Source organism: Streptomyces sp. NPDC026673 (assembly GCF_040638135.1).
In the GTDB taxonomy this organism is placed as follows: domain Bacteria; phylum Actinomycetota; class Actinomycetes; order Streptomycetales; family Streptomycetaceae; genus Actinacidiphila.
In genome coordinates, this window is the sequence record NZ_JBEZXR010000037.1 from 67,162 (window position 1) to 87,088 (window position 19,927).

Genomic DNA, 19,927 nt, shown 5'->3' on the forward strand with positions numbered 1-19,927 from the left:
GGTCCTTCGTCGCTACGGCTCGTCGATCGTCCGCCGCGTCCTCAGCGGCGCTTGCCGGAGGGACGGTTGCGGCTGCGGTTGCGGGCCGGCTGGGTGCGCTGGCCGCCGACGACGGCGGCACCCGCGTGGCTGTCGTCCTCCTCCGGCTCGCCGTCCTCGTCCGCGAGAGCCGCGTCCTGCGGCTCGTCCGCGCCGTCCTCGCCGCGGCGGGCGTCGGCGGCGCGCTTGGCGAGCACGCGCTTGCGCAGCGCCTTCATCTCCGGGGCGCGCTCCTTGAGGTCCGCGACCAGCGGGGTCGCGATGAAGATCGAGGAGTACGCACCGGCGGTGAGGCCGACGAAGAGCGACAGGGCGATGTCGTTGAGCATGCCCGCACCGAGCAGGCCGCCGCCGACGAACAGCAGGCCCGCGACCGGGAGCAGCGCCACGACCGTGGTGTTGATCGAACGCACCAGGGTCTGGTTGAGGCTGCGGTTGGCCAGCTCGCTGTACGTGTAGCGGTTCTGCTTGGTGATGTCCTTGGTGGACTCCTTCAGACCGTCGAAGACGACGACGGTGTCGTAGAGGGAGTAGCCGAGGACGGTCAGCAGACCGATCACGGTGCCCGGGGTGACCTCGAAGCCCACGATGGCGTAGACGCCGATGGTGATCGTGAGGTCGTGGATGAGGGCGATCAGCGCGGCCACGGCCTTGCGCCACTCGAAGGCGATGGCCAGGTAGATCGTGACCAGGACCATGAAGATCACCAGGCCCTGGAAGGCCTTCTTGGAGATCTCGTCGCCCCAGCTCGGACCGATGATCTGCGGGTCGATGTCGGCCGCCTTGACGTTCAGATCCGCGGCGATGTCGCCCTGGATCTTCTTCGCCTCGGTGAGCGAGATGTCGCTGATCTGGACGCGGACGGCGCCCGATCCGAGCTTCTGCACGATGGCCTGGTGGCCACCGGTGTCATCGGCGATCTTGTCCTGGACCTGGCTGACCGACATCTCGGTCTTCGGCGTCGTGAAGACGGCGCCGCCGGAGAACTCGATGCCGAGCTTGAGGCCGTTGACGGCGAGGCCGACGATCGCCGCGATGGTGATCAGGACGGAGACGCCGTACCAGAGCTTGCGCTTGCCGACGAAGTCGTAGGCGATCTCGCCTCGGTGCAGGCGGTGCCCGAGGTTGCCGAGCCGGGACATCAGGCCTCCTTGACGTCGGTACGGGCCGCGGGGCGGCGGGTGCGGCGCAGCGGGGGGTTGACGCCCAGGGCACGCGGGTCGAGCCCGGACCAGGGGTGTCCGCCGGCGTAGAACTTCTTGCGCGCCAGGATCGTCATCAGCGGCTTGGTGAACAGGAACACCACGGCCACGTCGAGCAGCGTCGTCAGGCCCAGGGTGAAGGCGAAGCCCTGCACCTTGCCGACCGAGACGATGAAGAGCACGGCGGCGGACAGGAACGACACGAAGTCCGAGACGAGGATCGTGCGACGGGCGCGCGGCCAGCCACGGGCGACGGCCGGCTGCAGGGAGCGGCCCTCTCGCAGCTCGTCACGGATGCGTTCGAAGAAGACGATGAACGAGTCGGCTGTGATGCCGATGGCGACGATGGCACCGCAGACGGCCGGCAGGTTCAGCGCGAAGCCGATGGCCGGGCCGAGCAGCGTCATGATCTCGTAGGTGAGGATCGCCGAGACGATGAGGCTCAGGATCGCCACGAAGCTCAGACCGCGGTAGTACGCGACCAGGTAGAGCACGACCAGGGCGAGGCCGACGCCGCCGGCGATGAGGCCGCCGTGCAACTGCTCGCCGCCGACCGCCGCCGAGACCTTGGTGACGTCCGACTTGTCGAAGGTGAGCGGGAGGGAGCCGTAGGACAGGACGTTCGCCAGGTCCTGGGAGCTCTCCTGGGTGAAGTTGCCGTAGATCTCGGCGCTTCCGCTCAGGGTCTGGTTCACCGAGGGGGCGGAGACGACCTCGTTGTCCAGCACGATCGCGAACTGGTTGTTCGGCTGCACCTGCTGGGACAGCTGCGAGGTGATCTTCGAGAAGGCCTTGGAACCGGTGCCGTCGAAGGACAGGGTGACGACCCAGCCGTTGCCGCCCTGCGTGTCGAACTGGGCGGCGGCCTTGCTGACGTTCTTGCCGTCGACCGCGGCGGGGCCGAGGGCGTACTTGGCGCCGCCGTCCTGGCTGCAGGCGACGATCTTGTCGGTCGGCTTGGCCTTGAGGTTGAGGTTGGCGCGCGTCTTCGCGTCGGAGCAGTCCAGCGCGGCGAGCTTCGCCTGCAGGTCCTCGGGGATGGAGGTGTCCAGCGTGCTGCCCGGGGCCGCGTTGCCCGCCGAGGGCGACGGGGTCGGAGTGGGCGAGCCCGAGGCCGACGCGGACGGCGTCGACGAGGCCTTCAGCGCGTCGGTGACGGCGCGGCCCTGCGTCGAGGCGGTCGGGGACGGCGAGCCGGAGGCCTTGGCGCCGGTGGAGGCGCTAGCGGAGGGCGAAGCCGAGGACGAGGGCGAGCCCGAGGGGCTGGCGCCGGGCGACTCCGACGCCGCCGGGGTGTTGGGCACCTCGGCGAGCACGGGCCGGAAGTAGAGCTGGGCCGTGGTGCCGACCTGCTGCTCGGCCTGGTCGGCGTTGGTGCCCTTGGGGATGTTGACGATGATGTTCCGGTCGCCCTGGATCTGGCTTTCGGCTTCCGAGACACCCAGACCGTTGACACGCCGGTCGATGATCGCCTTGGCGGTGTCCATGTTGGTCTTGTTGATCGCCCCGGCCTGGTCGCTCTTGGCCGTCAACGTGATGCTCGTACCGCCGGCGAGGTCGATGCCCAGCCGGGGGGTGGTGTGGCCGGAGAGGAACATCCCTCCGGTGAGCGCCACGATGGCCAGCAGGATCACTGCCAGCGCCCGCCCGGGGTATCCCTGGCTCCCCGAGGGCCTACGGCCCCTCTTCGGTGCTGCCACCTTCTCGTTTCTCCCTGTCCAACCGCCCTGCGGACCTGCGCGCGCAGCAGGGCGGCACGATGAGTAGTACGGACTTGCCGAGCCTGAAACGTACCGGCCGGGCCGTTACTTCTTGTCGGTGCCGTCCGTCTTGGGGGCGTCCTCGGTCGCGACGTCGTCCGCGGACTTGCCGAGGTCGACACGCTCGTCGGCCTTCTCGGCGTCCTCGCTGTCCTCGGCGTCGTGCGCCTCGAGCTCGGGCTCCGGGTCGATGCCGTGGACGACGCGGTCGTACTCGGCCTGGTCGAGGACCGCGGCGATGGCGTTCTTCGCGAAGTGCGCGTGGACACCGTCGGCCAGCTCCAGCAGGACCGTGTCCTCGTTGACCTCCTTGACGACGGCGTACATGCCGCCGATCGTCCGGATGCCCGAACCGGGGGCCATCTGGTCACGCATCTGCGTGGCCTGGCGCTGCCGGTTCTTCGCGGAGCGGGTCATCAGCAGCATGACACCGATGATCAGTACGAAAGGCAGGATTTGAACCAGATTCATGGTGTCTTGACGATCCTTCGCACGGCCGCTGGGGCCTGGTCTACGGGATTGTGGGTGTCGGTCCCGGAGGGACGACGTCGGCGGAGTCTAAGCGTTCGTTCGCCGGTGGAACAACGCCAAGCATTACACCGAGGTTCCTGCGGCGGCGAGTCTCCCCGCCGTCAAGGGCCGAACAGCCCGTCTTGCCCGGGTCCGCCGCCCTGTGGCGGGACGAGTCCGAGGTGTGCCCACGCGGCGGGTGTGGCGACACGGCCACGGGGTGTGCGTGCCAGCAGCCCCTCGCGCACCAGGAACGGCTCGGCCACCTCCTCCACCGTCTCCCGCTCCTCCCCCACGGCCACCGCGAGTGTCGACAGCCCCACGGGGCCGCCGCCGAAGAGTCCCAGCAGGGCCCGCAATACCGCTCGGTCCAGCCGGTCCAGACCGCGGCCGTCGACCTCGTAGACCTCCAGCGCCTGGGCGGCGACCTCGCGGGTGATCAGGCCGTCGGCCTTCACTTGCGCGAAGTCCCTTACGCGGCGCAGGAGTCGGTTGGCGATACGCGGGGTGCCACGGGAACGTCCGGCGATCTCGGCGGCGCCCTCGGGATCGATCTCGACGTCCAGCAGCCGCGCGGAGCGGTGGATGACGCGTTCCAGCTCGGCCGGGGCGTAGAACTCCATGTGGCCGGTGAAACCGAAGCGGTCGCGCAGCGGCGGCGGCAGCAGGCCGGCCCGGGTGGTGGCGCCGACCAGGGTGAAGGGCGGCAGTTCGAGGGGGATGGCGGTGGCGCCGGGGCCCTTGCCGACGATGACGTCGACCCGGAAGTCCTCCATCGCCATGTAGAGCATCTCCTCGGCGGGCCGGGACATCCGGTGGATCTCGTCGAGGAAGAGCACCTCGCCCTCGGCGAGGGAGGAGAGGATCGCCGCGAGGTCGCCCGCGTGCTGGATGGCGGGGCCGGAGGTGATGCGGATGGGGGCGCCCATCTCGGCCGCGATGATCATCGACAGGGTCGTCTTGCCCAGCCCGGGGGCGCCGGAGAGCAGCACGTGATCCGCGGTGCCGCCGCGCCGGCGCGCCGCCCGCAGCACCAGGTCGAGCTGCTCGCGGACCCTTTCCTGGCCGACGAACTCCTCCAGCGCCTTGGGCCGCAGCGCCGCCTCGACGGCCTGGTCCTCACCGTCGGCGGCGGCGCCGACGAGACGGTCGGCGGTGGTCGGTACGGACTCGTCGTCCCAGTTCACTTCGATGCGCCTTACGCTCGGCTGGCTACGGTCAGCGGGCTCGGTTCAGGGTCTGCAGGGCGGCCCGCAGAAGGACTCCGACCTGCGGCTCGGCGCTCGCCTCGGCCTGCGGCGCGACGGCGGCCACGGCCTCCTCCGCCTCGCGCGGCTGGTAGCCCAGGCCGATCAGCGCGGCGTGCAGCTGCTCGCGCCACGAGGCGGGGCCGGCGGCCGCCGCGGGGCGTACGGCGGCCGCGCCGCCCACGGGGGCGCCAAGCCGGTCCTTGAGCTCCAGCAGCAGCCGCTGGGCGCCCTTCTTGCCGATGCCGGGAACGGCGGTCAGGGCCTTCTCGTCACCGGTGGCGACGGCGATGCGCAGCCCGTCGGGGCTGTGCACCGCGAGCATGGCCTGGGCGAGCCGGGGGCCGACGCCGCTGGCGGTCTGCAGCAGCTCGAAGACCTGGCGCTCGTCGTCGTCGGCGAAGCCGTAGAGGGTGAGGGAGTCCTCGCGGACGACCAGGGAGGTGGCGAGCCGGGCCGGCTCCCCCACCCGCAGGGCGGCGAGGGTGCCCGGGGAGCACTGGACCGCCATGCCGATCCCGCCGACCTCGATCACGGCCGTGTCGGGGGCGAGGGCGGCGACGGGCCCGCTGACGAAGGCGATCATGTGCTGGGCTCCTGGATTCGTGCTCGGGCGACGGCCTGCTGGAGGCGGTTGGTCGCGGTGCCGCGCCAGATGTGACAGATGGCGAGCGCCAGGGCGTCGGCGGCATCGGCGGGCTTGGGCGGGGCGTCGAGCCGCAGCAGCCGGGTGACCATGGCTCCGACCTGCGCCTTGTCGGCCCGGCCGCTGCCGGTGACGGCGGCCTTGACCTCACTGGGGGTGTGCAGATGGACGGGCAGGCCGCGGCGGGACGCGCAGAGGATGGCGACGGCGCTGGCCTGGGCGGTGCCCATCACGGTGCGCACATTGTGCTGGCTGAACACCCGCTCCACGGCGACCGCCTGGGGCGCGTACTCGTCGAGCCACGTTTCCAGGCCACGCTCGATGAGCACGAGGCGGTGGCCGATGTCGGCCTCCGCGGGGGTCCTGACGACCCCGACGCCGGCCATGCGCAACGGCTTCCCGGGGGCACCGTCCACCACACCGACGCCGCAGCGGGTCAGCCCCGGGTCCACGCCGAGCACACGCACCGCGCCCCTCCCTCCCTCGGACAGCCGTTCAGCGGTTCCTGGAGGCTATCGGGTGCCACCGACAACGACGGCGGCCCGGTGGGGGTGTGTCATCCCCACGGGCCGCCGTGCCGCCGTGCGTCCTTCCGGACGGCTCAGGCCTCGACCTTCTCCATGATCTCGTCGGAGACGTCGAAGTTGGCGAAGACGTTCTGCACGTCGTCGCTGTCCTCGAGCGCGTCGATGAGCTTGAAGATCTTGCGGGCGCCCTCCTCGTCGAGCTCCACCTGCATGGTGGGGACGAAGTTGGCCTCCGCGGAGTCGTAGTCGATGCCGGCCTCCTGCAGCGCCGAGCGCACCGCGACGAGGTCGGTGGCCTCGCTGAGCACCTCGAAGGACTCGCCGAGGTCGTTGACCTCCTCCGCGCCGGCGTCCAGGACGGCACCGAGCACGTCGTCCTCGCCGAGCCCGCCCTTGGGGACGATCACGACGCCCTTGCGGTTGAACAGGTAGGACACCGAGCCCGGGTCGGCCATGGAGCCGCCGTTGCGGGTCATGGCGACGCGCACGTCGGAGGCGGCGCGGTTGCGGTTGTCGGTGAGGCACTCGATGAGCACCGCGACACCGTTGGGGCCGTAACCCTCGTACATGATCGTCTCGTAGTCGGCGCCGCCCGCCTCGAGACCGGCACCGCGCTTGACCGCGCTGTCGATGTTCTTGTTGGGCACCGAGCTCTTCTTCGCCTTCTGGATGGCGTCGAAGAGGGTCGGGTTACCGGAGATGTCGGCGCCGCCGGCGCGGGCCGCGACCTCGATGTTCTTGATCAGCTTCGCGAAGAGCTTGCCGCGCTTGGCGTCGATCACGGCCTTCTTGTGCTTCGTCGTAGCCCATTTAGAGTGGCCGGACATCAGCCTGTCTCCTTCACGTCACCGATTGCTTCACGAACACTGCGATCCTACCGGGATCACATCACCGTGCGGCGCGCACCATGTCGACGAAGAGCCGGTGCACCCGGTGGTCCCCCGTCAACTCCGGGTGGAACGACGTCGCGAGCAGGGCGTCCTGGCGGACGGCGACGACGGTGCCGTCCGCCAGCCGGGCCAGGATCTCCACGCCGCTGCCGGTGGACTCCACCCAGGGAGCGCGGATGAAGACGCCCTCGACCGGGCCGCCGTCGACGCCGTCGACCTCCACCGCGGTCTCGAAGGACTCGTTCTGCCGCCCGAAGGCGTTGCGACGGACGATCATGTCGATCCCGCCGAACGTCTCCTGGTCGTCCCGGCCGTCCAGGATCTTGTCCGCGAGCATGATCATGCCGGCGCAGGTGCCGTAGACCGGAAGCCCCTCCCGGATGCGCTCGCGCAGCGGCTCCATCAGGCCGAAGAGCGTGGCGAGCTTGGACATCGTGGTCGACTCGCCGCCCGGGATCACCAGGCCGTCGACCTCGGCCAGTTCCTCGGGCCGCCGCACGGGGCGGGCCAGGGCGTCGGCCTCGGCGAGCGCGACCAGGTGCTCGCGGACGTCGCCCTGCAGGGCGAGGACTCCGATGGTGGGGGTGCTGCTGGACACGCGGGGGACCTTCCGGAACGTCAGGGTGGGGCGACGGACGATGGGCAGGCCGTCACGGGCCTGCCCATCGTGAGGGGCGCGGGGCGCTTACCAGCCGCGGTTGGCGTAGCGCTCGGCCTCGGGCAGGGTGTCGCAGTTGATGCCGACCATGGCCTCGCCCAGGTTGCGGGAGGCGTCCGCGATGATCTTGGGGTCGTCGTAGAAGGTGGTGGCCTTCACGATGGCGGCGGCGCGCTTGGCCGGGTCGCCGGACTTGAAGATGCCGGAGCCGACGAAGACGCCCTCGGCGCCGAGCTGGCGCATCAGCGCGGCGTCGGCCGGGGTGGCGACACCGCCGGCGGAGAACAGCACGACCGGCAGCTTGCCGAGCTCGGCGACCTCCTTGACCAGCTCGTACGGCGCGCGCAGCTCCTTGGCGGCGGCGTACAGCTCGTGGTTGTCGAAGCCGCGCAGGCGGGCGATCTCGTTCTTGATCTGGCGCAGGTGGCGGACGGCCTCGACCACGTTGCCGGTGCCGGCCTCGCCCTTGGAGCGGATCATGGCCGCGCCCTCGGCGATCCGGCGCAGGGCCTCGCCCAGGTTGGTGGCGCCGCAGACGAAGGGGGTGGTGAAGGCCCACTTGTCGGAGTGGTTGACCTCGTCGGCCGGGGTGAGCACCTCGGACTCGTCGATGTAGTCGACGCCGAGCGACTGCAGGACCTGGGCCTCGACGAAGTGGCCGATGCGGGACTTGGCCATGACCGGGATCGAGACGGCCTCGATGATGCCCTCGATCATGTCCGGGTCGGACATGCGGGCCACGCCGCCGTCCTTGCGGATGTCGGCCGGGACCCGCTCCAGCGCCATGACGGCGACGGCGCCCGCGTCCTCGGCGATCTTCGCCTGCTCGGGGGTGACGACGTCCATGATCACGCCGCCCTTGAGCTGCTCGGCCATGCCGCGCTTGACGCGCGCGGTTCCCGTCTCGGGGGACTGGGGGGTGCTGGGAAGCGTGGTGGACACGGGGACCTCACTCGGAGACTCATCTTCTGGGGCTGCGGCAACCCTCCGCGTCTCCCGGCGGCGCCACGGCCGACCGGGGAACACCGATGGTTGCTCCGTGTCTCATGGTGGACCGCACCAAGTGGACCGGAAAAGGGCCAATCGCTCCTCAGTGGCCTGCCGCGCCCTCCGCGGTGAGGACGGCCGGCGGTTCGTCGTCCATCTCGAACGTCACGGGCCTCGGCGCGTGCCCGGCGAGCCGGAACCAGCGCACCTTGCGGTGCTCGCGCAGCGCCCTGGCGGCCCGTACGGCGTCGTTGTGGAAGCGCCGCGCCATGGGCACCCGGCGCACCGCCTGGGTGAGCTCACGGGTCGCCTCCTCGCCCCCGGGGGCGGCTCGGACGGCGTCGACGGCGTCGGACTCCGCGAAGACCGCGCGCAGCGCCTGGCTCAGGTCGCTCTCGGCCACCTCGCGCTGCTCCTCCTCGGCCTGCCGGGCGGAGTGGGCGGCCTCGTAGAGCACGATGCTCGCCGCCGGGTCCAGCACCCCCGCGGTGGCCAGTTCCTGTGCCACCGAGGCCCTGCGCAGCAGCTGCGCGTCCAGCGCGGCCCGCGCGGCGTCGATTCGGGCGTGCAGGCGGTCCAGACGGCCCGCGGTCCAGCTCAGGTAGAGGCCGACGGCGACGAGCGCCACGGCCACCCAGATGAAGGTGGTCACGGGCCGCAAGGCTACCGGTGCGGCCGGTACGGTCCGCCGGGCGGCGGCCCCGCCGGGCGCGGGCGGCGCCCGCGGCCGTGCCGGCCGCACCGGGGGCGGGTCGTGGCGGCGGCTCGGGCGGCGGCCGTGACGGCCCGCCGGAGGCGGTCCACGGGACCGCCCGGCGGAGGTCAGTCGCGGGCGAAGCCGAACCGGGCGCGCAGGCCCACCCGCTCGTCGGCGGCGACCGACGCGGCGCCGGCGGTGACGGTCTCGTACACCGCGAGGATGTCCGCGGCCACGACCGACCAGTCGAAGCGCCGCACATGCCGCGAGCCCAGTTCCCGCAACTCCGCGCGGCGCTCGGCGTCGGCGAGGAGCCGTACGGCGGAGACCGCCAGCGCGTCCGGGTCCTCGTTGGGGAACAGCTCTCCGGCCGCACCGCCGTCGAGCACCTGGCGGAAGGCGTCCAGGTCGCTCGCGAGCACCGGTGCCCCCGCCGACATGGCCTCGACCAGGATGATCCCGAAGCTCTCGCCGCCGGTGTTGGGCGCGACGTACAGATCGACGCTGCGCAGCAGGCGGGCCTTGTCCTCGTCGCTGACCATGCCGAGGAACTCGACCCGTTCGCGCATCTCCGCGGGCAGGTCCTCCACCGCCTCGGCCTCGTCGCCGCGCCCGGCGACCAGCAGGCGGGCCCCCGGCCGCTCCGCGAGGATCTTCGGCAGGGCCTTCATGAGGACGGGCAGTCCCTTGCGGGGCTCGTCGATCCGCCCGATGAAGCCGATCGTCTCGTTCTGCCACTCCGCCTTGGGCTCGGCGCCGGCGAAGAAGCCCACGTCGACGCCGTTCGGGATGACCACGGCGTCCCCTCCCAGGTGCTCGACCAGGGTGCGCCGGGCGTACTCGCTGACCGCGATGCGGGCGCTGATCTTCTCCAGCGCGGCCTGCAGGATCGGGTAGGCGGCGATCATGGCGCGGGAGCGCGGGTTGGAGGTGTGGAAGGTGGCCACGATGGGCCCCTGTGCGGCCCAGCAGGTCAGCAGACCGAGGGAGGGCGAGGACGGCTCGTGGACGTGGATCACGTCGAAGGCGCCCTCGTGGAGCCAGCGGCGCACCCGCGCGGCGGAGAGGAAGCCGAAGTTCAGCCGCGCGACCGAGCCGTTGTACGGCACGGGCACGGCCCGGCCGGAGGAGACGACGTACGGCGGCAGCGGGGTGTCGTCGTCGGCGGGCGCCAGGACGGACACCTCGTGGCCGAGAGCGATCAGGTGCTCGGCGAGGTCGCGGATGTGGAACTGGACGCCGCCGGGGACGTCCCACGAGTACGGGCTGACGATCCCGATCCTCAAGGCTTCTCCGTTCCGGAGCGGTCGGTGGGGTCGCCGGACACCGGGGAGGACGCCGCGGCGGGCCCACCGGGTTGCCCGGGGGCCGCGGCGGGGCGCGGTTCGAGGTCGGCGAGCCACAGGCGCTGCAGCATGTGCCAGTCCTCGGGGTGCTCGGCGATGCCCCCGGCGAAGACGTCCGCCAGGCGCTGCGTCATGACGGCGGTCCGCTCCGCCCGCGTGCCGCCCTCCGGCACCTCCAGCGGCGCGTGCACATGTCCCCGCAGTATCGGCGAGTCGTCGTACCAGAGGGTGACCGGCAGCAGCAGCGCGCCGGTCTGCTGGGCGAGCAGGGCGGGCCCCGCGGGCATGCGGGTGGCCTCGCCGAAGAAGTCGACCTCGACGCCGGAGGAGGACAGGTCCCGGTCGGCGACCAGGCACACCAGCCCGCCGCCGCGCAGCCGCCGGGCCAGCGCCCCGAAGGCGGCGCCGCCGGTGTGCGGCAGCACCTCCATGCCCAGGCCCTCGCGGTAGGCAACGAAGCGGTCGTACAGCGTCTCGGGCTTCAGCCGCTCGGCGACGGTCGCGAAGGGCACGCCGAGCTTGGTGGTGACCCAGGCACCGGCCAGGTCCCAGTTCGCCATGTGCGGCAGGGCGAGGACGACGCCGCGGCCGGAGGCCAGGCCCTCCTCCAGGTGGTGCAGGCCCTTCGCGTCGAACGAGGAGCGGATGCGGTCCTTGCTCCAGGCGGGCAGCCGGAAGGACTCCATCCAGTACCGCAGGTACGAGCGCATGCCGGCCTTCGACAGCTCGCGCAGCCGCTCCGCGTCGGCGCCCGGCACGACCCTGGCCAGGTTGGACTCCAGGCGCTCCACGCCCTTGCCGCGCCGGCTCCACGCCAGGTCGGCGATGGACCTGCCGAGCCGTTCCGCGGCGGGTTCCGGGAGTCGCTTGACCGCGCCCCAGCCCAGCCCGTACAGGGAATCGGTCAGCCGGTCCTTCACGCCGTCCCGCTCCCTTCGCGCGCCGCCGCGTCGGCCTCGAGGGCTTCGTGGCGCACCGTGATCACCCGCTGCACCAGCGTCACCAGGCTGCCGACGGCCACGATCCACAGGGCGATCGGCAGCAGCCACTGGATGCCCGGCACGCCGAACTTGTGGAGTCCGGCGAAACCGCAGGCCACCAGTGAGATCACCAGTCGCTCGGCCCGTTCGACCAGCCCGTTCACCGCGACCGGCAGTCCGATGCTCTCACCGCGCGCCTTGGTGTACGAGACCACCTGGCCGCTGGCGAGGCAGAAGATCGTCACCGCGCACAGCACGAGGTCGTTCCCGCCCCCCGCGTACCACAGCGCCAGCCCGCCGAAGATCGCCGCGTCGGCGACCCGGTCCAGGGTGGAGTCCAGGAAGGCGCCCCAGCGGCTGGAGACACCGGCCTGGCGGGCCATGTTGCCGTCCACCAGGTCGGAGAAGACGAAGAGCGTGATGACGACCGTGCCCCAGAAGAACTCGCCCCTGGGGTAGAAGACCAGCGCTCCCGCGACCACGCCTCCGGTGCCGATCAGCGTGACCGTGTCCGGGCTGACGCCCCGGCGCAGCAGAAACGCGGCGAACGGTGTGAGAACACGCGTGAAGAAAGCACGCGCGTACTTGTTCAGCATGGCCTTCCCGGAGGTCGGTGGGTGCCCCGGCGCGGCCCCGTCGGCCGCCCGGCTGGCCCATCGTAGCCAGGCGGGTTCCCGGCGAAGGCGTGAGGCTCCCGCCCTACCGCTGCACGTACGACGTATGGACGCACCGTGACGGGCGTGGGAAGGTCGAAATACCGCGGGCGTCACCGAGGACCGCCCTGGGCGGGTGGTCTCCCGTGGCGCCAGTCCCCATGCCGTGACGGACCGGGAGGCGAGGCACATGGGCGACAGGAGAGACACGGCTCCAGGAGCCGCCGGAAGGGCATCGGCGGCCGGCCGGCCCCAGGATGTACGCAACGTGGTGCTGGTCGGCCACAGTGGCTCCGGAAAGACGACGCTGGTCGAGGCGCTCGCCCTGGCCACCGGAGCGGTGAACCGCGCCGGGCACGTGGCCGACGGCGGGACCGTCTCCGACCACGACGAGATCGAGCACCGCCAGCAACGCTCGGTACAGCTCTCACTCGTGCCGGTGGAGTGGGACGGAATCAAGATCAATCTGCTGGACACCCCCGGATACGCCGACTTCGTCGGGGAACTCAGGGCCGGTCTGCGCGCGGCGGACGCGGCCCTGTTCGTCGTCTCGGCGGCGGACGGGGTCGACGGCGCCACCCGGATGGTCTGGGAGGAGTGCGCGGCGGTCGGCATGCCGCGCGCGGTCGTCGTCACGCACCTGGAGGCGGCGCGGGCCGACTTCGACGAGATGACCGAGACCTGCCGCGAGGTCTTCGGGGGCGACTCACCCGACGCGGTGCTGCCGCTGTACCTGCCGCTGCACGGCGAGGAGGCACCGGACGGGCACGCGCCCGTGACCGGGCTCATCGGCCTGCTGTCGCAGCGGGTCTTCGACTACTCCTCCGGCAAGCGCGAGGAGTACCCGCCCGACGACGGGCAACTGCCGGTGATCGACGAGGCGCGCGCCCGGCTCATCGAGGGCATCATCGCCGAGAGCGAGGACGAGTCCCTCATGGACCGCTATCTCGGCGGCGAGGAGCTGGACCTCAAGACCCTGATCCAGGACCTCGAACGCGCCGTGGCACGCGGCTCGTTCCACCCCGTGCTGGCCGCCGCGCCGGCCGCCGAGGGCTGCAGGCAGGGCATCGGCACCGTCGAGCTGCTCGAGCTGATCACCGGCGGCTTCCCGACTCCCCTGGAACGCGAGGTGCCCCAGGTCACCACCCCGCAGGGCACACCGCACGCGCAGCTCTCCTGCGACCCGGACGGGCCGCTGGCCGCCGAGGTCGTGAAGACCTCCTCCGACCCGTACGTGGGGCGGATCAGCCTGGTGCGGGTCTTCTCCGGCACGCTGCGTCCCGACGAGACCGTCCACGTCTCCGGCCACGGCCTGGAGGACCGCGGCCACGAGGACCACGACGTCGACGAGCGCATCGGCGCCCTGTCCTCGCCGTTCGGCAAGCACCAGCGGACCGTGCCGCATTGCATCGCCGGCGACCTGGCCAGCGTGGCCAAGCTGACCCGTGCCGAGACCGGCGACACCCTCTCCGCCAAGGACGACCCGCTGCTCATGGAGCCCTGGCTGATGCCGGACCCCCTGCTGCCGGTCGCGATCCAGGCGCACAGCAAGGCCGACGAGGACAAGCTCTCCGTGGGCCTGTCCCGGCTCGTCGCCGAGGACCCCACCATGCGCCTGGAGCAGAACCCCGACACCCGGCAGGTCGTGCTGTGGTGCCTGGGCGAGGCCCACATGGATGTGGCCCTGGAACGGCTGCGCACCCGCTACGGCGTCCAGGTCGACGCCGTGCCGCACAAGGTGGCGCTGCGCGAGACCTTCGGCGAGAAGTCGGTCGCGCGCGGACGGCACGTCAAGCAGTCCGGAGGGCACGGCCAGTACGCCATCTGCGACATCGAGGTCGAACCGCTCCCCGTCGGTTCCGGCATCCAGTTCGTGGACAAGGTGGTCGGCGGCGCGGTACCGAGGCAGTTCATCCCCTCGGTGGAGAAGGGCGTCCGCGCCCAGGCCGCCAAGGGCGTCGCCCTCGGCTTCCCGGTCGAGGACATCCGCATCACCCTGGTCGACGGCAAGGCCCACTCGGTGGACTCCTCCGACGCCGCCTTCCAGACCGCCGGCGCCCTCGCCCTGCGCGAGGCGGCCTCGCAGTGCCGCATCCATCTGCTGGAACCGGTCAGCGAGATCCAGGTCATGGTGCCGGACGACTACGTCGGGCCGGTCATGAGCGATCTGTCCGGGCGCCGGGGCCGCGTACTGGGCACCGAACCGGTCGGCCAGGGACGCACCTTGGTGCGCGCCGAGGTACCGGAGATCGAGATCGGGCGCTACGCGGTCGATCTGCGGTCCCTGTCGCACGGCACCGGCCGGTACGGCCGCTGCTACGCCCGGCACGAGCCGATGCCGCCCCAGCTGGCCCAGAAGCTGAGGGAGCAGCACGCCCAGGAGTCCGGCAAGTAGCCCCCTCCCGGGGGACGTTGACGGCCCGGCGGACGATCTTCTTCCGCCGGGCCGATGACGCATGTCATACGCCCCGTATACGCTGGGTGGGCAGCGCGGGGAGGTGTGCCGGCGCTGCGGCCGGGGAATGGGCCGGGCGGGTTCGTGTCCGCGCGGGCGGGGACCAGAAGGGGGCGGCAGTGACCGACGGTTTCGACTTCCTGAGCCCGGGCGCGCAGATACCGCTGAGCGGGGTGGACGGCCAGACGGGGGCGACCCAGGCGCTGGCGTCGGCCGCGTACCGGGACAGCCCCCTGGCGGCCCTCGCGGAGGCCGACGAGGGCAAGTCGTCGGTCAAGGAACCGAAGATCACCTTGCTCCGGGCCAACCTGGGCGAGGCCTTCGCCCGCGCCGTGCAGAACCGGATGCTCGGCGCCTCCCGCAACGAACTGGTGCAGTGCTTCGGCGCGGAGCCCCAGACGGTCGTCGAGCACTGCCTGGCCGCCAACCGGATCCGCCAGGAGCGCGACAGCAAACTGGCGGCCGTCATGGTCGTGTTCGGCCTGCTCTTCCTGCCCGGAATGCTGATCTGGCTGGGCGCCTTCCAACTGCGGGCCATCGTGCGGAAGTCCGAGGGCTCCCGGGCCGGGCTGCTCGGCTCCGTGGTGCTGGTGGTGGCCGGCTTCTTCGCCGTCCTGTTCGTCGTCAACCCGCCGCTCACGGGCTTCTGGTCGCAGTATCTGCGGGTGATGATGGTGGCCCCGGTCCTCGGCTGGTTCTGGGCCAAGCGGATCTGCGAGCAGACCGCCCGGGATCTGCGCGAACGCTGGGCGGGGCTGGTCTCCGGCAGCGGAGTCGGCGCCAAGATCCCCGAGGCCGTGCCGCGCAACCCCAACCAGACCCGGGCCGAGAAGCTGCGCCAGAGCCTGGCCAAGCTCTCCGCCGAGCAGCAGAGCAATGTGGTCTTCTACGCCGGCCCCAAGGGTGTACTCGGCATGGGCGGCCGCTGGGGCGCCTGGCACATGGCCGAGGAGCTCACCCCGCGCGAGGGCCTGAGCGAGATCCACCCGTTCCGCAGCTGGGACGTCATCAAGATGATCCACGGCAAGCTGCGCGATCTGCAGCGCGGCCCGCTGCACACCGGTGGCCTGCCCAAGCCCCTGATACAGCACTGGGTCGTCGCCCACGTGGGCGAGGGCGCCAAGAAGGTCACCCGGCCCACCGGCGCCGTCGTCGACGGTTACACGGTCCGGGATTTCGAGATCCAGCGGATCTGCAACGAGCAGCAGTTCGACAAGGGCAACCGGCACTACCTGGGCGTGCAGTTCGTGGTGTGGGACGGTCAGCTGGTGATCACCATGATGGTCACGGTGACGGTGCTGGCCAGCACCCTGCGGGTCGAGGTGACCGGGCACGCGCTGGGGCCGGTGCACTCCCTGTTCACCACGGCTCCGGAGGCCAAGGAGAAGGAGATACCCCACCCGGTCAAGTTCTGGGAGACGAAGAAGGTGCAGCTGCCGCTCGTGGAGAGCGACGAGGTGGTGCGGCTGGCGGCCCGGGCCCCCCTCACCCGCTTCCCCCAGGTGCTCGACCACCTCGGCGGCAAGATCGTCCTGCCCGAGCCCTTCGGGCTGCGGCACAGCTGGGCCTCGGCCCCCTGGACCAACCGGTTCATGGCCGACGACGCGCTGCGCGCCGCCACGCCGGTGCTGCGCGCGGTGCACGCCGCGGCCATCGCCGTCATGCAGGAGAACGGCGTGGACACCACGAAGTTCACCAACCGCTCGCAGTTCCTCAGCACCTCGGTGCAGGACGCGTCGCCCAGTGAGGCCGACGTCTACTGACGCCGCCCGGTCCGGGCGGTGAGCCCACCGCCCCGACCGGTCATCCCCTTCGGGTCAGCCGGCCGGCCATGCGTCGGCGAGCATCTTGCGCGTGTCGGCGAGCAGCTGCGGCAGCACCTTGGTGTGGCCGACCACGGGCATGAAGTTGGTGTCGCCGCCCCAGCGCGGCACCAGGTGCTGGTGCAGGTGCGCGGCGATCCCGGCGCCCGCGACGGTGCCCTGGTTCATGCCGATGTTGAAGCCGTGCGCGCCCGAGGCGGAGCGCAGCGCCACCATGGCGCGCTTGGTGAAGTCGGCGAGCTCGGCGGTCTCGGGTCCGTCGAGGTCGGTGTAGTCGGCGACATGGCGGTAGGGCACGACCATCAGGTGGCCGCCGTTGTACGGGTACAGGTTGAGGACCGCGTACACGGCGTCGCCGCGCGCGATGACCAGCCCGTCCTCGTCGCTCATCTCCGGAATCACGCAGAAGGGACAGCCGTCCCCGGCACCGGGGCCGGTCGGCTTGTTCTCGCCCTGGATGTACGCCATGCGGTGCGGCGTCCACAGGCGCTGGAACGCGTCCTGCGTCCCCACTCCGTTCTGCAGTTCCGGCTCACTCGTCATGCCTTGCAGCATATGGCGTCGCCCCGGTCCTGCGTGTCGCCGGGGGCGGTCCACGGCGCGGGGCACGATGCTGGCCCCATGCCCATGGATGACGAGCGGCGGCTGCGGGAGTGGGAACGGCGGGGCAGCGTGCCGCTGTCGATCGCGTCGCTGCTGTTCCTGGTCGCCTACGCGGTACGCGTGCTCGTCCCGGACCTGCCACCCGGCTGGTCCGACCTGCTGCTGCTCATCACCATCGTGACCTGGGGTTTCTTCATCCTGGACTATCTGTTCCGGGTCGCCGTCGCTCCGCACCGCTGGGCCTACGTCCGCCGCCACTGGCTCGACCTGGTCGTGGTGGTGCTGCCCCTGCTCCGCCCACTGCGCCTGCTGCAGATCTACGGGAAGGTGCAGGACCTCCGCATGCGGCCGCGGCTCTCCCTGGAGGCCCGGGTGATGTCGTACGCGGGGCTCAGCGCCCTGCTGCTCGGTTTCGCGGCCAGCCTGCAGGTCTACGCGGACGAGCGGTACGCCCCCGGGGCGGACATCCGCACCTACGGCCAGTCGGTGTGGTGGCTGTGCTCCACGATCACCACGACCGGGTACGGCGACCTCGTCCCGGTCACGGTGCGCGGGCGGGTGATCGCCGTGGGCGTGATGTTCCTGGGCGTCGTCCTGATCGGCGCGGTGGTCGGTTCGTTCTCGTCGTGGCTCACCAAGAGTTTCCGCCGGGCCGATGAGCAGCCGGACGCGCGCAGGCCCCCGGAGGGTGGATGACCTCCGGGGGCCTGCGCGTGTCCGTGCGGGCCGGTCAGACCTGGACGCGGTCCTCGACGGCCTTGGCGATCTCGGCGATCGCCTCGTCACGCGGGATGCCGTTCTTCTGCGAGCCGTCCCGGTAGCGGAAGGAGACCGATCCCGCGGCCATGTCCTCGTCGCCGACGATGACCATGAACGGCACCTTGCTCCGCTGGGCGTTGCGGATCTTCTTCTGCATGCGGTCCGCGGAGGCGTCCACGTCGACCCGCAGGCCCTTCTTCCTCGCCTCGGCGGCGAACTCCTGCAGGTAGGACACGTGCCCGTCGCCGATGGGGATGCCGACCGCCTGGACCGGGGCCAGCCACGCCGGGAAGACACCCGCGTAGTGCTCCAGCAGCACCGCGAAGAAGCGCTCGATGGAGCCGAACAGCGCGCGGTGGATCATGACCGGGCGCTGCTTGGAGCCGTCGGCGGCGGTGTACTCCAGGTTGAAGCGCTCCGGCAGGTTGAAGTCGAGCTGGACGGTCGACATCTGCCAGGTGCGGCCGATGGCGTCCTTGGCCTGGACGGAGATCTTCGGTCCGTAGAAGGCGGCGCCGCCCGGGTCGGGGACGAGCGGGAGACCCTGCTTCTCGGCCACCTGGCGGAGCGTCTCGGTGGCCTCCTCCCAGATCTCGTCGGAGCCGACGAACTTCTCCGGGTCCTTGGTGGACAGCTCCAGGTAGAAGTCGGTCAGGCCGTAGTCGCGCAGGAGGTTGAGGACGAAGGTGAGCGTCCTGTCGAGCTCGTCCGCCATCTGCTCCTTGGTGCAGTAGATGTGCGCGTCGTCCTGGGTGAAGCCGCGGGCACGGGTGAGGCCGTGCACGACACCCGACTTCTCGTACCGGTACACGGTGCCGAACTCGAACAGGCGCAGCGGCAGTTCACGGTACGAGCGGCCGCGCGCGTCGAAGATCAGGTTGTGCATCGGGCAGTTCATGGGCTTGAGGTAGTAGTCCACGCCCTCGTCGAGCTGCATGGGCGGGTACATGCCGTCGGCGTACCAGTCCAGGTGGCCCGAGGTCTCGAAGAGCTTCCCCTTGGTGGCGTGCGGGGTGTAGACGAACTCGTAGCCCTCCTCCTCGTGCCGGCGGCGCGAGTAGTCCTCCATGACCCGCCGGACGATGCCGCCCTTGGGGTGGAAGACCGCTAGGCCCGACCCGATCTGCTCCGGGATGGAGAACAGGTCGAGCTCGGCGCCGAGCTTGCGGTGGTCGCGCTTCTCGGCCTCGACCAGGAAGTCCAGGTACTCCTTCAGCTCGTCCCTGGACGGCCAGGCGGTGCCGTAGATGCGCTGGAGCTGCTTGTTCTTCTCGCTGCCGCGCCAGTAGGCGGCGGCGGAGCGCATCAGCTTGAACGCCGGGATGATCCGCGTGGTGGGCAGGTGGGGACCGCGGCACAGGTCCTTCCAGCACAGCTCGCCGGTCTTGGCGTCCAGGTTGTCGTAGATGGTCAGCTCGCCGGCGCCGACCTCCGCGGAGGCGCCCTCGGCGGCCTCGGCGGCGGAGCCCTTGAGGCCGATCAGCTCCAGCTTGTACGGCTCGTCGGCGAGTTCCTCGCGGGCCGCGTCGTCGCTGACGGCACGGCGGGAGAAGCGCTGGCCGCGCTTGACGATCTCCTGCATCTTCTTCTCGATGCGCTTGAGGTCGTCGGGGTGGAAGGGCTTCTCGACGTCGAAGTCGTAGTAGAAGCCGTCCTTGATCGGCGGGCCGATGCCGAGCTTGGCCTCCGGGAAGAGCTCCTGCACGGCCTGGGCCATCACGTGCGCGGTGGAGTGGCGCAGGATGTTGAGGCCGTCCTCGCTGGCGATCCCGACGGGCTCGACCTCGTCGCCGTCGGCGACCTCGTACGCGAGGTCCTTCAGCCGGCCGTCGACGCGCGCGGCCACGACGGTGCGGTCGCCGTCGAAGAGCTCGGCCGCCGTCGTGCCCGTGGTGACCAGCCGCTCTTCCTGCTCCTCGGAATCGCGTTTGATGATCACGCGGACGTCTGACACCGGTCTCTCCTGACGTATGTCCCACTGGGTCCGGCAGCGGAATGCTGCACCGGTGAATCCTACCGAGCCGCGCGGGTGCCCCGCGAAGCGATCGCCCGCGGCCGCGCGGCCGCGGGCCTCGGAAGTGCGCACCGCGGAACTCCAGACACCGAGTATGTGATCCGGGTTGGGGGGGGGGGGGTGGTTTGAGG

At 71.1% G+C, this 19,927-nt stretch carries 18 protein-coding genes; 3 read left to right on the forward strand and 15 right to left on the reverse strand.

Annotated elements, in window-relative coordinates; translation table 11 throughout:
• Nucleotides 1–41: 41 nt before the first annotated feature.
• The 13 genes from secF to pgsA form a co-directional block, all read right to left on the reverse strand.
• Nucleotides 42–1,181: a protein translocase subunit SecF gene (gene secF, locus AB0F62_RS24210; RefSeq protein ID WP_361802702.1), complete on the reverse strand. Its 1,140-nt coding sequence runs from the start codon at nt 1,179–1,181 to the stop codon at nt 42–44.
• A complete protein-coding gene (secD, locus tag AB0F62_RS24215; protein WP_361802705.1) occupies nt 1,181–2,941 on the reverse strand; it encodes a protein translocase subunit SecD in 1,761 nt (586 codons plus the stop codon). Before secD ends, secF begins: the two co-directional genes overlap by 1 nt.
• Before the next feature lie 105 nt (nt 2,942–3,046).
• The gene (gene yajC, locus AB0F62_RS24220) at nt 3,047–3,472 is read right to left on the reverse strand and encodes a preprotein translocase subunit YajC (RefSeq protein WP_361802708.1); all 426 of its coding nucleotides are present in this window, start codon (nt 3,470–3,472) and stop codon (nt 3,047–3,049) included.
• A 161-nt stretch (nt 3,473–3,633) separates the two neighbouring features.
• Nucleotides 3,634–4,698, reverse strand: coding sequence for a Holliday junction branch migration DNA helicase RuvB (gene ruvB / locus AB0F62_RS24225; protein WP_361802711.1), 1,065 nt, complete (start codon nt 4,696–4,698; stop codon nt 3,634–3,636).
• A gap of 31 nt (nt 4,699–4,729) precedes the next feature.
• Complete coding sequence (ruvA, locus tag AB0F62_RS24230; protein WP_361802714.1) at nt 4,730–5,344, reverse strand: Holliday junction branch migration protein RuvA; 615 nt, start codon at nt 5,342–5,344, stop codon at nt 4,730–4,732.
• Nucleotides 5,341–5,871: a crossover junction endodeoxyribonuclease RuvC gene (gene ruvC / locus AB0F62_RS24235; protein ID WP_361802717.1), complete on the reverse strand. Its 531-nt coding sequence runs from the start codon at nt 5,869–5,871 to the stop codon at nt 5,341–5,343. Before ruvC ends, ruvA begins: the two co-directional genes overlap by 4 nt.
• A gap of 134 nt (nt 5,872–6,005) precedes the next feature.
• Nucleotides 6,006–6,758 carry a YebC/PmpR family DNA-binding transcriptional regulator gene (locus AB0F62_RS24240; RefSeq protein ID WP_361802719.1) on the reverse strand — a complete coding sequence of 251 codons (753 nt, stop codon included), beginning with the start codon at nt 6,756–6,758 and terminating at the stop codon, nt 6,006–6,008.
• Between the two features lie 61 nt (nt 6,759–6,819).
• Nucleotides 6,820–7,419 carry a pyridoxal 5'-phosphate synthase glutaminase subunit PdxT gene (gene pdxT, locus AB0F62_RS24245; RefSeq protein WP_361802722.1) on the reverse strand — a complete coding sequence of 200 codons (600 nt, stop codon included), beginning with the start codon at nt 7,417–7,419 and terminating at the stop codon, nt 6,820–6,822.
• A gap of 87 nt (nt 7,420–7,506) precedes the next feature.
• A complete protein-coding gene (pdxS, locus tag AB0F62_RS24250; protein ID WP_361802725.1) occupies nt 7,507–8,421 on the reverse strand; it encodes a pyridoxal 5'-phosphate synthase lyase subunit PdxS in 915 nt (304 codons plus the stop codon).
• A gap of 148 nt (nt 8,422–8,569) precedes the next feature.
• Nucleotides 8,570–9,127 (reverse strand): hypothetical protein, encoded by a 558-nt coding sequence (locus tag AB0F62_RS24255; RefSeq protein ID WP_361802728.1) that lies wholly within the window; start codon nt 9,125–9,127, stop codon nt 8,570–8,572.
• Nucleotides 9,128–9,288: 161 nt separating this feature from the next.
• Complete coding sequence (locus AB0F62_RS24260; RefSeq protein WP_361802731.1) at nt 9,289–10,449, reverse strand: glycosyltransferase family 4 protein; 1,161 nt, start codon at nt 10,447–10,449, stop codon at nt 9,289–9,291.
• Nucleotides 10,446–11,429, reverse strand: coding sequence for a phosphatidylinositol mannoside acyltransferase (locus AB0F62_RS24265; RefSeq protein WP_361802734.1), 984 nt, complete (start codon nt 11,427–11,429; stop codon nt 10,446–10,448). Before AB0F62_RS24265 ends, AB0F62_RS24260 begins: the two co-directional genes overlap by 4 nt.
• Complete coding sequence (pgsA, locus tag AB0F62_RS24270; RefSeq protein ID WP_361802737.1) at nt 11,426–12,085, reverse strand: phosphatidylinositol phosphate synthase; 660 nt, start codon at nt 12,083–12,085, stop codon at nt 11,426–11,428. The genes AB0F62_RS24265 and pgsA overlap by 4 nt, the downstream gene beginning before the upstream one ends.
• A gap of 247 nt (nt 12,086–12,332) precedes the next feature.
• On the opposite strand from pgsA, the gene AB0F62_RS24275 reads away from it, so the two are divergent.
• Nucleotides 12,333–14,537: an elongation factor G-like protein EF-G2 gene (locus tag AB0F62_RS24275; protein ID WP_361802740.1), complete on the forward strand. Its 2,205-nt coding sequence runs from the start codon at nt 12,333–12,335 to the stop codon at nt 14,535–14,537.
• 179 nt (nt 14,538–14,716) lie between these two features.
• Nucleotides 14,717–16,360: a hypothetical protein gene (locus AB0F62_RS24280; protein WP_361802743.1), complete on the forward strand. Its 1,644-nt coding sequence runs from the start codon at nt 14,717–14,719 to the stop codon at nt 16,358–16,360.
• A gap of 54 nt (nt 16,361–16,414) precedes the next feature.
• Here the strand turns inward: AB0F62_RS24280 and AB0F62_RS24285 are convergent, their stop codons facing one another.
• The gene (locus AB0F62_RS24285; RefSeq protein WP_361802746.1) at nt 16,415–16,975 is read right to left on the reverse strand and encodes an HIT domain-containing protein; all 561 of its coding nucleotides are present in this window, start codon (nt 16,973–16,975) and stop codon (nt 16,415–16,417) included.
• A gap of 66 nt (nt 16,976–17,041) precedes the next feature.
• Here AB0F62_RS24285 and AB0F62_RS24290 point away from each other — a divergent pair, with 66 nt between their 5' ends.
• The gene (locus AB0F62_RS24290) at nt 17,042–17,719 is read left to right on the forward strand and encodes a potassium channel family protein (protein WP_361802749.1); all 678 of its coding nucleotides are present in this window, start codon (nt 17,042–17,044) and stop codon (nt 17,717–17,719) included.
• 34 nt (nt 17,720–17,753) lie between these two features.
• Here AB0F62_RS24290 and thrS read toward each other — a convergent pair whose 3' ends face one another.
• Nucleotides 17,754–19,736 (reverse strand): threonine--tRNA ligase, encoded by a 1,983-nt coding sequence (thrS, locus tag AB0F62_RS24295; RefSeq protein ID WP_361802752.1) that lies wholly within the window; start codon nt 19,734–19,736, stop codon nt 17,754–17,756.
• Nucleotides 19,737–19,927: the final 191 nt, after the last annotated feature.

Excerpts from the sequence above, each read along its gene's own strand:
- pgsA (WP_361802737.1), bottom strand. The coding sequence starts at position 12,085 with ATGCTGAACAAGTACGCGCGTGCTTTCTTCACGCGTGTTCTCACACCG.
- AB0F62_RS24285 (WP_361802746.1), bottom strand. The coding sequence starts at position 16,975 with ATGCTGCAAGGCATGACGAGTGAGCCGGAACTGCAGAACGGAGTGGGG.
- AB0F62_RS24275 (WP_361802740.1), top strand. The coding sequence starts at position 12,333 with ATGGGCGACAGGAGAGACACGGCTCCAGGAGCCGCCGGAAGGGCATCG.
- AB0F62_RS24290 (WP_361802749.1), top strand. The coding sequence starts at position 17,042 with ATGCCCATGGATGACGAGCGGCGGCTGCGGGAGTGGGAACGGCGGGGC.
- ruvA (WP_361802714.1), bottom strand. The coding sequence starts at position 5,344 with ATGATCGCCTTCGTCAGCGGGCCCGTCGCCGCCCTCGCCCCCGACACG.
- secF (WP_361802702.1), bottom strand. The coding sequence starts at position 1,181 with ATGTCCCGGCTCGGCAACCTCGGGCACCGCCTGCACCGAGGCGAGATC.
- AB0F62_RS24240 (WP_361802719.1), bottom strand. The coding sequence starts at position 6,758 with ATGTCCGGCCACTCTAAATGGGCTACGACGAAGCACAAGAAGGCCGTG.
- yajC (WP_361802708.1), bottom strand. The coding sequence starts at position 3,472 with ATGAATCTGGTTCAAATCCTGCCTTTCGTACTGATCATCGGTGTCATG.